A 12,219-nucleotide genomic window follows, 5' to 3' on the forward strand; every position below is an offset into this window, starting at 1 on the left:
CCTGAAGCGGCGCTTCCTCTGCGGCCTCGCCCAGGCCGCGGCCCTGCCCTTCGTCATCGCGCTCGCCACCTCGCAGTGGCTGGGCATCTTCGTGACCTACCTGCTGCTCACCGGCGGCGGGCTCGGGTTCTTCGGCGAACTCGCCGTGCTGCTGCTGGTCTATATCGGCATCAACGCCGTCACGGCCTCGGTGGCGGTGGCGGCCAAGTGGCTGATCCTCGGGCGCACGAAGCCCGGGCGCTACCCGCTCTGGGGGGTGTACTACTACCGCTGGTGGCTGACGCAGCGCCTGACGCCGCTGGTCCACATCAAGTGGCTCCAGGGCTCCCCCGCCATCGTGTTCTACCTGCGGCTGCTCGGCGCCGACATCGGCAAGGACGCGCTGATCTCGGATGCCGAGATCGGCGCGCCTGACCTCATCAGCGTGGGCCCCGGCGCCTCGCTCGGCGGCCGCCTCGTCATCGCCAACGCGGAGGTCGTGGGCGACACGCTGATCATCGGCCGCGTCCGCATCGGCGCGGATGTGGCCATCGGCGCCTCCTGCGTGATCGGGCCCGACACGGTCATCGGCGACCACGCCGAGATCGCGGACCTCACCACCATCCCCACCGGCACGCGGGTGAACGCCGCCGAGATCTGGGACGGCTCGCCCGGCCGCAAGGTCGGAGAGGCCGATCCGGGTTCGCTGCCCGAACCCGCCACCGCCTCGCCCCGGCGGCGCCTCGCCTTCGCGGCGCTCTACACCTTCCTGCTGGCGGCGATTCCCGCCATCGGCCTGCTGCCGATCTTCCCGGCCTTCTACATCTTCGACCAGCTCAACGATTCCCTCGGCGACATCACCGACATCGACTACCACTGGTACCTGCCGCTGCTGACCTGGCCCACCGCCATGCTGATGACGGCGGGCACGGTGCTGCTGATCGCCGGCATCCGCTGGTTGGTGCTGCCCCGCGTCACCTCGGGCACCCACTCGATCTACAGCGGCTTCTACATGCGCAAGTGGGCGGTTGCGCTCGCCGCCGAGGTGACGCTGGAGACCCTCTCCTCCCTGTTCGCCACCGTCTACATGCGGGCCTGGTACCGCCTGATGGGCGCCCGGATGGGGCAGGGGGCCGAGATCTCCACCAACCTCGCGGGGCGCTACGATCTGGCCGATATCGGCGCGCGCAACTTCGTGGCCGACGAGGTGGTGTTCGGCGAGGAGGAGATCCGGCGCGGCTGGATGACGATGCACGAGGTCCATACCGGCGCGCGCGTCTTCGTGGGCAACGACGCCGTGGTCCCGCCCGGCGCCGTGATCCCGGAAGACGTGCTCATCGGCATCAAGTCGAAGCCGCCGGCCAACGCGTTGATGAATCCGGGCGACACCTGGTTCGGCTCGCCGCCGATCAAGCTGCCCTCACGCCAGCGGGTCGATCTCGGCTCGAACACCCAGACCTACGAGCCCGGCATCGGGCCCAAGCTCCGGCGCGGCATCTTCGAAGCGTTCTCGACCTCGTTCTCGCCGATGCTGTTCATCACGCTCGCGATTTCGGCGATCGATTTCTACTTCTACCCGGCGATCCTGGCCCAGGACTGGACCGGCCTGGCGATCAGCTTCGTCGCGGTCTCCGTCGCCATCGCGTTCATCCAGTCCTTCACGGTGATCGCGGTCAAATGGCTGCTGATGGGCGTCTACAAGCCCGGCATGCAGCCGATGTGGTCCTGGTGGGCCATGCGCACCGAGGCCGTCGCGGTGCTCTACTGGGGGCTGGCCGGCAAGGTGCTGCTGGAGCACCTCGTCGGCACCCCCTTCCTGCCCTGGATGCTGCGGCTCCTCGGCGTGAAAGTCGGACAGGGCGTTTGCATGCTCACCACCGACATCACCGAGTTCGACTGCGTCACCATCGGCGACTACGCCACCATCAACCGCACCTCCGCCCTGCAGACCCACCTCTACGAGGACCGAATCATGAAGGTCGGCCGGGTCGAGGTCGGCCGGGGGGTGTCGGTCGGCGCCTTCTCCACGGTGCTGTACGACACCCGGGTCGGCGACTACGCCCGCCTGCGCCCCCTCACCATCGTGATGAAGGGCGAGTCGATCCCGGCGCATTCGGAGTGGGAAGGTGCGCCGGCGGTGCCGGTGGTGCACGCGGCATGAGATCTGGCCCTGGATTAGATCTAGCGCTGGATGAGATCTGGCGCTGGATTAGATCTGGCGCTGGATTCGCGACGACGACCTGCTAATCTAGTCCGTATGACCAGCTCATCGAAATCGCCCGGGTCCTCGCTTCCGCAGGGGGTCTGGCCGTTGCACGACGCCAAGGCGCGCTTCAGCGAACTTGTGCGTCGCGTCCGCAGCGAGGGCCCCCAGCACGTGACGGTGCGCGGGCACGACGAGGTGGTGGTCATTTCCGCCGAGGACTTTCGACGCCTCCGGGGCGACCGCGACGGCTCGGCGCTGGTCGCGGCGATGCAGGCGCTGCCTGTCCAGGACGTCGATCTCGCTCCACCGCGGAGCGTCATGCCCGTACGCGGCGTGTCCCTGTGACCGGCTGGCTCCTCGATACGAACATCCTGTCCGAGTTGCGCCGGCCGAAGCCGGAGCGGCGCGTGGTGGATTTCGTGGCCGCCCAGCCCCTCGACCGCCTCTTCGTCAGCACCGCGACCCTGGCGGAGATCCGCTTCGGGATCGAATGCGTCGCGGATGTCGGCCGGCGGGCGGAACTCGACGCGTGGCTGACCCTCAGGGTCCGCCCCCTGTTCGAGCATCGGGTTCTCGAAATCACCGAGGACGTGATGTTCACCTGGCGCATCCTCGCCGAGGAGGGCAGCAAGGCGGGTCAGAAGGCGGGCCACGGCTTTCCGCAGCCCGACCTGATCATCGCGGCCACGGCCCTGCGCCATGGCTTGACGATCGTGACGCGGGATGCCGCGGATTATCGGAAGATCCGCGTCCCGTCGTTGAACCCCTCGACGGACGCTTGGTCTTGAGAGAGGCTTAGCCTCAAGAAACTTTTGGCCTTGAGACGGTTGGCCTTGAGAGAGACTACTTGCCGTCCGCCAACGTCGCGGTCCCGTGGAAACACCGGACCCGCGACGCGGCGTTCGCCTCAGGCCGCCTCGGGCTTCGGGCCGAGGCGCTTGTCGAGGTAGGTGTCCACGGTCTGGGTCAGCTCGTCGACCTTGCCGTCGAAGAAGTGGTTGGCGCCCTCGACCATCTGGTGCTCGATGATGACACCCTTCTGAGTCTTCACCTTCTCGATCACCGGCATGACCTCGCGGGCCGGAGCCACACGATCCTCGGAGCCGTGCACGAACAGGCCGGAGGAGGGGCAGGGCGCCAGGAAGGTGAAGTCGTACCGGTTGGCCATCGCGGCGATCGAGATGAAGCCCTCGATCTCCGGGCGGCGCATCAGCAGCTGCATGCCGATCCACGAACCGAACGAGACGCCGGCGATCCAGCAGGCGCGGGCCTCGGGGTTCACCGACTGCACCCAGTCGAGGGCGGAGGCCGCGTCGGAGAGTTCCCCGGTGCCGTGGTCGAACGCGCCCTGGCTGCGGCCGACGCCGCGGAAATTGAAGCGCAGGGCGGCGAAGCCGCGATTGGCGAACGTGTAGAAAAGATTGTACACGATTTGATTGTTCATCGTGCCCCCGAACTGGGGGTGCGGATGCAGCACGATCGCGATCGGGGCGCCCTTCTTCTTGGGCGCCTGGTAGCGCCCCTCGAGACGGCCGGCCGGACCGGTGAAGATGACTTCGGGCATGAAACCTAAACTCCTGGGCGACGCGACCGCCGGGCCCCGTCACGGTGGATCGCCGCTTCGTCGGCAAGGCGCGCGTCCGAGGCCCGGGCAAAGCCGCGAGGCATGCCTTGACTCGCCGGGCCACGAACCTAAAAGCGCTCTTAGAATAATTCTAGCTAACTAGAATTATTCTAAACAACGCCGGTCGGACCCGTTTCGGATCGGCGCGTTCCCTGCACGACGGGCAACCGGAACACGTATCGTGACGGCGCCTTAGCATGATCGTGGGGGGCAAAAGCAAGGATTTGTCGCTCTAGCCCTTGACGCTGCCAGTGGTTTTTCCCGGATGACTTCGCCCCGCGCCTACCTCGACCACAACGCGACATCACCGGTTCGGCCGGAGGTGGCGGCTGCCGTGGCGCGGGCGCTCGACCTGCCGGGCAACCCCTCGTCCATCCACGCGGAGGGCCGGGCGGCCCGAGCGGCCCTGGAAAAGGCGCGGGCGGCGGTGGCCCGGCGGGTCGGATCGGGTACGGGCCGGGTGGTGTTCACCAGCGGCGGAACCGAGGCCGCCAACGCCGTGCTGTCCGGCGCCCTGGCGCGCACGGCGCAGCCCGCGCCGACGCGCCTGCTCATCGGCGCCACCGAGCATTCTTGCGTCTCGGCCGGCCACCGCTTCCCGGCCGACGCCGTCGACGTCGTGCCCGTGGACGCCGCGGGCGTGATCGACCTGAGCGCCGTGGAGGCCCTGCTCGCCCGGCATGCCGGGACGGGGGTGCTGATCTCGATCCATGCCGCCAACAACGAGACCGGCGTGATCCAACCGCTCGGGGCGATCGTCGCCCTGGCCCGGTCGCACGGGCGCGCACTGGTGCATTCCGATGCGGTCCAGGCCATCGGCAAGATTCCCCTCGATATGGCCGCGCTTGGCCTCGACGCCCTGAGCCTGTCGGGGCACAAGTTCGGTGCTCCCAAGGGCGTCGGCGCCATCGTGCTCGCCGAGGGCGTGACCTTGGGCGAGGGCTTCCTGCGCGGCGGCGGCCAGGAGGCGCGCCTGCGTGGCGGCACCGAGAACCTGCCCGGCATCGTCGGGCTGGGGGTCGCCGCCGACCTCGCCGATCCCGCGCAGGCGGACCGCCTCGCGGACCTGCGCGACGGTATCGAGGCCGGCCTGCGCGCCTGCGCACCCGACCTCGCCGTGTTCGGTGCCGGCGCTCCGCGCCTGCCCAACACCTTGAGCTTCGCCGTTCCGGGGCTCGACGCCCCGACGGCGCTGATGCGGCTCGACCTTTCGGGCGTCGCCATCTCGTCCGGCTCGGCCTGCGCCTCCGGCAAGGTCGCGCGCTCGCCCGTGCTCATGGCCATGGGCGTCACCCCCGCGCTGGCCGCAGGGGCCCTGCGCGTGAGCCTCGGGTGGAACAGCACCGAAAGCGACGCAGCGCGGTGTCGCGCCGCCTGCGAACGCCTGGTGGAGACCCTATATCGACGGCAGGGGCACGCGGCGTGAGTGCCGCCTTCCCAAGCCATCCGACCAACACCCGGCCCTTGACGCCGGGCATGTCAGGAGACGCATAATGCCTGCAGTGCAGGAAACCATCGACCGGGTCCGTTCGATCGACCTCGACCAGTACAAGTACGGGTTCGAGACCACGATCGAGATGGAGAAGTCCGAGAAGGGCATTTCCGAGGATGTGATCCGCTTCATCTCGGCCAAGAAGGACGAGCCCGAGTGGATGCTGGCCTGGCGCCTCGACGCCTACAAGCGCTGGCAGACCATGCAGGAGCCCGACTGGGCCCGTGTCTCGTACGACAAGGTCGATTACAAGGACATCTACTACTACGCGGCCCCGAAGCGTCCGGCGGCGATGTCGCTGGACGAGATCGATCCGGAGATCCTCAAGACCTACGAGAAGCTCGGCATTCCGCTGCGTGAGGTCGAGGTGCTGGAGGGGATCGCCCCCGAGCGCCGGGTCGCGGTCGACGCGGTGTTCGATTCGGTCTCGGTGGCCACCACCTTCAAGGCCGAGCTGTCGAAGGCCGGCGTGATCTTCATGCCGATCTCCGAGGCCATCCGCGAGTACCCGGACCTCGTGAAGAAGTATCTCGGCTCGGTCGTGCCCGTGACCGACAACTTCTTCGCGACCCTGAACTCGGCGGTCTTCTCCGACGGCTCGTTCGTCTACATCCCGCCGGGCGTGCGCTGCCCGATGGAGCTGTCGACCTATTTCCGCATCAACGAGCGCGACACCGGTCAGTTCGAGCGCACGCTGATCATCGCCGACAAGGGCTCGTACGTCTCGTATCTCGAGGGCTGCACCGCCCCGAAGCGTGACGACAACCAGCTCCATGCCGCCGTGGTCGAACTCGTCGCCCTGGATGACGCCGAGATCAAGTACTCGACGGTGCAGAACTGGTACCCCGGCGACAACGACGGCAAGGGCGGCATCTACAACTTCGTGACCAAGCGCGGCGACTGCCGGGGCGCGAACTCGAAGATCTCGTGGACGCAGGTCGAGACCGGCTCGGCGATCACCTGGAAGTACCCGTCCTGCATCCTGCGCGGCGACAACTCGCGCGGCGAGTTCTACTCGATCGCGGTGTCGAACGGCATGCAGCAGGTCGATTCCGGCACCAAGATGATCCATCTGGGCAAGAACACCACCAGCCGGATCATCTCGAAGGGCATCTCGGCCGGGCGCTCGCAGAACACCTATCGGGGCCTCGTCTCGGCGCACCGGAAGGCCACCGGCGCGCGGAACTTCACGAACTGCGATTCGCTCCTCATCGGCGACCAGTGCGGCGCGCACACCGTGCCGTACATCGAGTCGAAGAATTCCTCCGCGCAGTTCGAGCACGAGGCCACCACCTCGAAGATCTCGGAAGACCAGATGTTCTACTGCCAGCAGCGCGGCCTCTCCAACGAGGAGGCGACCGCGCTCATCGTCAACGGCTTCGTCCGCGACGTGCTGCAGCAGCTGCCGATGGAGTTCGCCGTCGAGGCCCAGAAGCTGATCTCGATCAGCCTCGAAGGCTCGGTGGGCTAGGGCGGCTCGACCTAAACATCCCGCGCGCACTTCCCCTCTCCCCTCTGCGGGAGAGGGTGGCCCACGAAGCGGGTCGGGCCGGGACGAAGTCCCGCATGAGGGGAGCGCGCTCACCGGAGAGGTCGCCCCCTTTCCTGCCTGCTCCGCAGGCACTTTCCCCCGCAGAGGGGGAGGGTCGCTCCGCGTTTCAAATTCTAGAACGGACTATGCTGCAATGATCGAAATCAAGAACCTTACCGTCGCCATCGAGGACAAGCAGATCCTCAACGGCCTCAACCTCACCGTGAACGACGGCGAGGTCGCCGCTATCATGGGGCCGAACGGCTCGGGCAAGTCGACCCTGTCCTACGTCATCGCCGGCAAGGAGGATTACGAGGTCACCGACGGCGAGATCCTGCTCGACGGCGTGAACATCCTCGAGATGAGCCCCGACGAGCGTGCAGCGTCGGGCGTGTTCCTGGCCTTCCAGTACCCGCTGGAGATCCCCGGCGTCGGCACGATGACCTTCCTCAAGGCGACGCTCAACGCCCAGCGCCGGGCGCGCGGCGAGGGCGAGCTCTCCACGCCGGACTTCATCCGCAAGGTGAATGCTGCGGCCGAGAAGCTGGAGATCAACAAGGAGATGCTCAAGCGCGCCCTCAACGTCGGGTTCTCCGGCGGCGAGAAGAAGCGCATGGAGATCCTGCAGATGGCCCTCCTGGAGCCGAAGTTCTGCGTCCTCGACGAGACCGATTCCGGCCTCGACATCGATGCCCTGCGCATCGTCTCGGAGGGCGTCAACGCGCTGCGCGCGAAAGGCCGCTCCTTCCTCGTCATCACCCACTATCAGCGCCTGCTCGACTACATCGTGCCGGACGTGGTCCACGTCATGTCGCAGGGCCAGATCGTGAAGTCGGGTGACAAGGACCTCGCCAAGGCCCTCGAAGCCTCCGGCTATGCCGAGTATCGCACGGGCGAGGCCGCCTGAGATGGCCGACATCACTCCCCTCCGCACCGCGGCCGAGACCGGGCTCTTGAAGCTCTTCGAAGCCACGAAGATGAAGTACCCCACGGGCGTCTCGATCGCCCGCGAGGAGGCGTTCCGCTATTTCGAGGCGGTCGGTCTGCCGACCCGCCGGGTCGAGGCCTTCAAGTACACCGACCTGCGCTCGGCATTCCGTGACGCCGCCCACCCGGCCGAGATGCCCTCGGCCGAGACCGCGCGGGCGGCCGTAGCGCAAGCCAAGGGCTTTGCCGGGATCGAGGCCGTGCGCCTCACCTTCGTCAACGGCCACCTGATCGAGGCCGAATCCGACCTCGGCCGCATCCCGGCCGGTGTCACCGTGACCCCGCTGACCCGGGCACTCACCGAGGGCCACCCGCATCTCGACCAGCTGACGCCGGTGCGCCAAGCCTCCGAGAACCCGATCTACCAGCTCAACACCGCCTTCCTGGCGGATGGTGCGCTGATCGCCGTGGAGGCCGGGGCCAAGGTCGAGACGCCACTGCACCTGCGCTTCATCGGCACCGGCGCTGAGGCCTATTCGACGGCCACACGCGTGCTGGTGACCCTGGGTGAGGGCGCCGAGGTCATGGTGCTGGAGAGCCACGAGGGGCCGGACGGCATCGCCTACCAGCCCAACGACGCCGTCGACGTGACAGTGGCCGACACCGCCACCTTCCGGCACGCCCGCCTGAATGCTGAAGGCCGCGAGGCCGTGGCGCTCTCGACGCTGTCCGTAAAACTCGGCGCCGCGTCGGCGGTCGAGACCGTCAACGTGGTCGTGGGCGCCGTGCTCTCGCGCCACCAGGTCTACCTGAACTTCGCCGGGGCCGACGGCCGCGCGGTGGTGAACGGGGCGGCCATGCTCAACGGCCGCCAGCTCGCCGACACCACCTTCCTGGCCGACCACGCCGCCACCGGCGGGGTGAGCCGCGAACTGTTCAAGACCGTGGTGGACGGTGAGGCCACGGGCGTGTTCCAGGGCAAGATCATCGTCCAGCAGGCGGCCCAGCAGACCGACGGCAAGATGATGTCGGCCTGCCTCATCCTGTCCGACGACGGCCAGATGATGAACAAGCCCGAGCTCGAGATCTTCGCCGACGACGTCGCCTGCGGCCACGGCGCCACCTGCGGCGCCCTCGACGACGACCTGCTGTTCTACCTGATGCAGCGCGGGCTGCCGAAGGCGGAAGCCGAGAGCCTGCTGGTCCAGGCCTTCCTGGGTGCGGCCATCGAGTCGGTCAGCCACGAGGGCGCCCGCGAGGCGCTGGTCGGCACCATCGAGGCGTGGCTCGCGGCGCGCGGCTGACCGCATCCCGAGAGGGCCCTTCCCCCTCGCGCGGGGGGGAGGGTCGCGCGCGCCGGACACCCAACAGGTATCGCCATGAACGCACCCGTCCTGAACACCCCCTACGACGTCGCGGCGATCCGGGCCCAGTTCCCGATCCTCGCCGAGAAGGTCTATGGCCGGCCGCTGGTCTATCTCGACAACGCGGCCTCGTCGCAGAAGCCGCGCGCGGTCATCGACGCCATGGTGAACTGCATGGAGACGGGCTACGCCAACGTCCATCGCGGGCTGCACTTCATGGCGAACGCCGCCACCGAAGGGTTCGAGGGCGCGCGCGAGACCACGCGGCAGTTCCTCAACGCCAATTCCACCGACGAGATCATCTTCACCCGCAACGCCACCGAGGCCTACAACCTCGTGGCCTCGTCCATGGGCTGGGCCGGCCTGATCGGGGAGGGGGACGAGATCATCCTCTCGATCATGGAGCATCATTCCAACATCGTGCCCTGGCACTTCCTGCGCGAGCGGCGCGGGGCCGTGATCAAGTGGGCGCCGGTCGACGACCAAGGCAACTTCCTCGTCGAGGAATACGAGAAGCTGTTCACGCCGCGCACCAAGATGGTGGCGATCACCCACATGTCCAACGTGCTCGGCACGGTGACGCCGGCCGCCGAGATCGTGCGCATCGCCCACGCCCACGGGGTGCCGGTTCTCCTCGACGGGGCGCAGAGCGCGGTGCACCAGCCCATCGACGTGAAGGCGCTCGATTGCGACTTCTTCGTCTTCACGGGCCACAAGGTCTACGGCCCCACCGGCATCGGTGTCCTCTACGGCAAGCGGGAATGGCTCGAGCGCCTGCCCCCCTACCAGGGCGGCGGCGAGATGATCCGCACCGTCTCCCAGGACACGGTCACCTACAACGATCCGCCGCACCGCTTCGAGGCCGGCACGCCGGCGATCGTCGAGGCGGTGGGCCTCGGCGCGGCGCTGGAATTCATGATGACGCTCGGTCGGGACAAGATCGCCGCCCACGAGGCCGCCCTGCTGGCCTATGCACAGGAGCGCCTCGGCGCCATGAATTCCTTGCGGATGATCGGCACCGCCAAGGACAAGGGCGGCGTCATCGCCTTCGAGATGAAGGGGGCGCACGCCCACGACATCGCCACGGTGATCGACCGCTACGGCGTGGCGATCCGGGCCGGGACGCACTGCGCCATGCCGCTCCTCACACGTTTCGGCGCGACCTCCACCTGTCGCGCCTCCTTCGGACTGTATAACACCACGCAGGAAGTCGACGCCCTCGCCGAGGCGCTTGCCAAGGCCGAGATGATGTTCGCCTGAGGACCAGACCATGAGCGACGCAGCCATCACCGGCGGGGCCAACACCCCCACCATCGCGAGCGACTCGGCGATCCCGCCCGAGGAACTCGACCGCCTGACCGACGACATCGTGGTCGCCCTGAAGAGCGTCTACGACCCCGAGATCCCGGCCGACATCTACGAGCTCGGCCTGATCTACAAGGTCGACATCGCCGACGACCGCAAGGTCGCCATCGACATGACCCTCACGGCCCCGGGCTGCCCCGTGGCCGGCGAGATGCCGGGCTGGGTCGAGACGGCGGTCGCCGCCGTGCCGGGCGTCCAGTCCTGCGCCGTCACCATGGTGTTCGACCCGCCGTGGGACCAGAGCCGGATGTCGGACGAGGCCCGCGTCGCCCTGGACATGTGGTAGCGGAGGCTCAGGCCTCGGCCGCGAGATCCCGGCGCGGCGGGAAGCTCAGGCCGTCATAGATGTCCGCCATCGCCAGCGTCGTGCCAATGGTGGGCAGATCAATGACGGCGTCGAGTCCCTCGAAGGTCTCGATGTCCCATGCCTCTCCGAGGCGCCGGTAAAGCAACGCCTGCGGCTTCAGCGTCTCGACGAGGAGGATGTAGGCCAGGGTGGGGTGGCGTTTGTACTCCTCGACCTTGCGAGTCTGGTCGATCGTGGTGGTCGACGGTGACGCCACCGCGACCACGAGTTTGGGCTCACGCGCCTCGTAGGTGTCCTGGATCAGGGGCGCGCATTCGACCATCACGTCGGGCCGGCGCAAGCCCCGGATGCTGGTCCGGAGCGCGATGTCGGCCGTGGTCGGATGGCAGGATGTCCCGCGCAGTTGCGCGTACAGAGAGCCGATGACGTTCACCGTCGCCCGGTCGTGCTGCATGCTGGCCCCGGTCATCATCCTGTGCCGCGGCACCGGGTAGCCGTCGACGAGTTCGTAGAGTTCGTCCTGGTCGCGCTGCCAGACGAAGAAATCCTCGGGCGTCATGGTGAGGCGTACGGCGTCTGCCATGACGATCCTTCCTGGCCTTCCGTCGCGCCACCCTACGACAGGGCAACGCTTCCCACGCGGTCGGCCATGGACCGCAGGCTCCGCAATCCTTATCTTAACCGGGTTCGATCACCCTCACCCGCCCGGGCCTTGAACCCGGCCGTCGGAGAGACATTATGGCATCCAAGTTCCAGGTCCTGTCGCTGACCGACGCGGCGGCGACGCGCATCAAGGCGATTATCGCCGATGCGGACCGGCCCATCGCGGGCCTGCGCGTCGGCGTGAAGAACGGCGGCTGTGCCGGCATGTCCTACACCATGGAATACGCCGAGGCGCAGAAGCCCGGCGAGGACCGGGTCGAGGATCGCGGCGTCACCGTCTTCGTCGATCCGAAGGCGCTGCTGTTCCTGCTCGGCACGCAGATGGACTTCCAGACCAGCAAGCTCTCGTCCCAGTTCGTGTTCAACAACCCGAACCAGACGTCGGCGTGCGGCTGCGGCGAGTCCGTGGCGATCACCCCGGTGAACCCAGAGGCGATCGGCGCGCGCGCCTGAGCCCGCACGACCTCAGGCGACGTGGGGCAGGTGCGCCGCCTCCGCGTCGTCGACGGTGCGGTTTCGACCGTCGCGCTTGGCGCTGAACATGCACTGGTCGGCGCGCTCCAGAAGCGACACCGCCGTGTCGCCGGGGCGCGTCATCGCCAGCCCGAGCGAGATCGTGACCTTGCCGAGGGACTCGCCCGTGGAGCGCTTGACGAGTTCGCGCGCCATCACGCTGACGCGGACTTTCTCCGCGATGGCCCGGGCGGTGGCACGGTTGGTGTCCGGCAGCAGCATGGCGAATTCCTCGCCGCCGAAGCGGG

Annotated in this window: 12 protein-coding genes and 1 pseudogene; 10 read left to right on the forward strand and 3 right to left on the reverse strand. The window is 67.8% G+C overall.

Annotation, left to right across the window (positions count from 1 at the left end; translation table 11 throughout):
• Nucleotides 1-40: 40 nt before the first annotated feature.
• From MFF30_RS26150 to MFF30_RS06285, 3 genes and pseudogenes are all read left to right on the forward strand, one after another.
• Nucleotides 41-2,140 (forward strand): annotated as a pseudogene (locus MFF30_RS26150) (Pls/PosA family non-ribosomal peptide synthetase); the annotation flags it as partial.
• Nucleotides 2,141-2,290: 150 nt separating this feature from the next.
• The gene (locus MFF30_RS06280; protein WP_373320856.1) at nt 2,291-2,530 is read left to right on the forward strand and encodes a type II toxin-antitoxin system Phd/YefM family antitoxin; all 240 of its coding nucleotides are present in this window, start codon (nt 2,291-2,293) and stop codon (nt 2,528-2,530) included.
• Nucleotides 2,527-2,973 carry a type II toxin-antitoxin system VapC family toxin gene (locus MFF30_RS06285; protein WP_238277873.1) on the forward strand — a complete coding sequence of 149 codons (447 nt, stop codon included), beginning with the start codon at nt 2,527-2,529 and terminating at the stop codon, nt 2,971-2,973. The genes MFF30_RS06280 and MFF30_RS06285 overlap by 4 nt, the downstream gene beginning before the upstream one ends.
• A gap of 119 nt (nt 2,974-3,092) precedes the next feature.
• On the opposite strand, the gene MFF30_RS06290 is transcribed toward MFF30_RS06285, so the two are convergent.
• Nucleotides 3,093-3,749, reverse strand: coding sequence for an alpha/beta hydrolase (locus MFF30_RS06290; RefSeq protein WP_056186925.1), 657 nt, complete (start codon nt 3,747-3,749; stop codon nt 3,093-3,095).
• A gap of 325 nt (nt 3,750-4,074) precedes the next feature.
• Between MFF30_RS06290 and MFF30_RS06295 the strand changes: the two genes are divergently transcribed.
• The 6 genes from MFF30_RS06295 (at nt 4,075) to MFF30_RS06320 (ending at nt 10,774) form a co-directional block, all read left to right on the forward strand.
• Complete coding sequence (locus MFF30_RS06295; RefSeq protein ID WP_238277874.1) at nt 4,075-5,235, forward strand: cysteine desulfurase family protein; 1,161 nt, start codon at nt 4,075-4,077, stop codon at nt 5,233-5,235.
• Nucleotides 5,236-5,302: 67 nt separating this feature from the next.
• On the forward strand, nt 5,303-6,772 hold the full coding sequence (gene sufB, locus MFF30_RS06300; protein ID WP_238277876.1) for a Fe-S cluster assembly protein SufB: 1,470 nt from the start codon (nt 5,303-5,305) through the stop codon (nt 6,770-6,772).
• A gap of 214 nt (nt 6,773-6,986) precedes the next feature.
• The gene (gene sufC / locus MFF30_RS06305; RefSeq protein ID WP_238277878.1) at nt 6,987-7,739 is read left to right on the forward strand and encodes a Fe-S cluster assembly ATPase SufC; all 753 of its coding nucleotides are present in this window, start codon (nt 6,987-6,989) and stop codon (nt 7,737-7,739) included.
• Between the two features lies 1 nt (nt 7,740).
• A complete protein-coding gene (gene sufD, locus MFF30_RS06310; protein WP_238277880.1) occupies nt 7,741-9,063 on the forward strand; it encodes a Fe-S cluster assembly protein SufD in 1,323 nt (440 codons plus the stop codon).
• Between the two features lie 75 nt (nt 9,064-9,138).
• Nucleotides 9,139-10,383 (forward strand): cysteine desulfurase, encoded by a 1,245-nt coding sequence (locus MFF30_RS06315; protein WP_238277882.1) that lies wholly within the window; start codon nt 9,139-9,141, stop codon nt 10,381-10,383.
• A gap of 10 nt (nt 10,384-10,393) precedes the next feature.
• A complete protein-coding gene (locus tag MFF30_RS06320; RefSeq protein WP_238277884.1) occupies nt 10,394-10,774 on the forward strand; it encodes an SUF system Fe-S cluster assembly protein in 381 nt (126 codons plus the stop codon).
• Between the two features lie 7 nt (nt 10,775-10,781).
• Here MFF30_RS06320 and MFF30_RS06325 read toward each other — a convergent pair whose 3' ends face one another.
• Nucleotides 10,782-11,378 carry a Uma2 family endonuclease gene (locus MFF30_RS06325; RefSeq protein WP_238277886.1) on the reverse strand — a complete coding sequence of 199 codons (597 nt, stop codon included), beginning with the start codon at nt 11,376-11,378 and terminating at the stop codon, nt 10,782-10,784.
• 155 nt (nt 11,379-11,533) lie between these two features.
• Here MFF30_RS06325 and MFF30_RS06330 point away from each other — a divergent pair, with 155 nt between their 5' ends.
• Nucleotides 11,534-11,911 carry a HesB/IscA family protein gene (locus tag MFF30_RS06330; RefSeq protein WP_238277888.1) on the forward strand — a complete coding sequence of 126 codons (378 nt, stop codon included), beginning with the start codon at nt 11,534-11,536 and terminating at the stop codon, nt 11,909-11,911.
• Between the two features lie 12 nt (nt 11,912-11,923).
• Here the strand turns inward: MFF30_RS06330 and MFF30_RS06335 are convergent.
• On the reverse strand, nt 11,924-12,219 hold a 296-nt coding region (locus MFF30_RS06335; protein WP_238277890.1), incomplete at its 5' end, for a diguanylate cyclase.

Origin of the sequence: Methylobacterium goesingense, assembly GCF_022179225.1 — a bacterium.
GTDB classification, from domain to species: Bacteria; Pseudomonadota; Alphaproteobacteria; order Rhizobiales; family Beijerinckiaceae; genus Methylobacterium; species Methylobacterium goesingense.

Excerpts from the sequence above, each read along its gene's own strand:
- MFF30_RS06320 (WP_238277884.1), top strand. The coding sequence starts at position 10,394 with ATGAGCGACGCAGCCATCACCGGCGGGGCCAACACCCCCACCATCGCG.
- sufB (WP_238277876.1), top strand. The coding sequence starts at position 5,303 with ATGCCTGCAGTGCAGGAAACCATCGACCGGGTCCGTTCGATCGACCTC.
- MFF30_RS06325 (WP_238277886.1), bottom strand. The coding sequence starts at position 11,378 with ATGGCAGACGCCGTACGCCTCACCATGACGCCCGAGGATTTCTTCGTC.
- MFF30_RS06295 (WP_238277874.1), top strand. The coding sequence starts at position 4,075 with ATGACTTCGCCCCGCGCCTACCTCGACCACAACGCGACATCACCGGTT.
- MFF30_RS06290 (WP_056186925.1), bottom strand. The coding sequence starts at position 3,749 with ATGCCCGAAGTCATCTTCACCGGTCCGGCCGGCCGTCTCGAGGGGCGC.
- MFF30_RS06330 (WP_238277888.1), top strand. The coding sequence starts at position 11,534 with ATGGCATCCAAGTTCCAGGTCCTGTCGCTGACCGACGCGGCGGCGACG.
- MFF30_RS06315 (WP_238277882.1), top strand. The coding sequence starts at position 9,139 with ATGAACGCACCCGTCCTGAACACCCCCTACGACGTCGCGGCGATCCGG.
- sufC (WP_238277878.1), top strand. The coding sequence starts at position 6,987 with ATGATCGAAATCAAGAACCTTACCGTCGCCATCGAGGACAAGCAGATC.
- sufD (WP_238277880.1), top strand. The coding sequence starts at position 7,741 with ATGGCCGACATCACTCCCCTCCGCACCGCGGCCGAGACCGGGCTCTTG.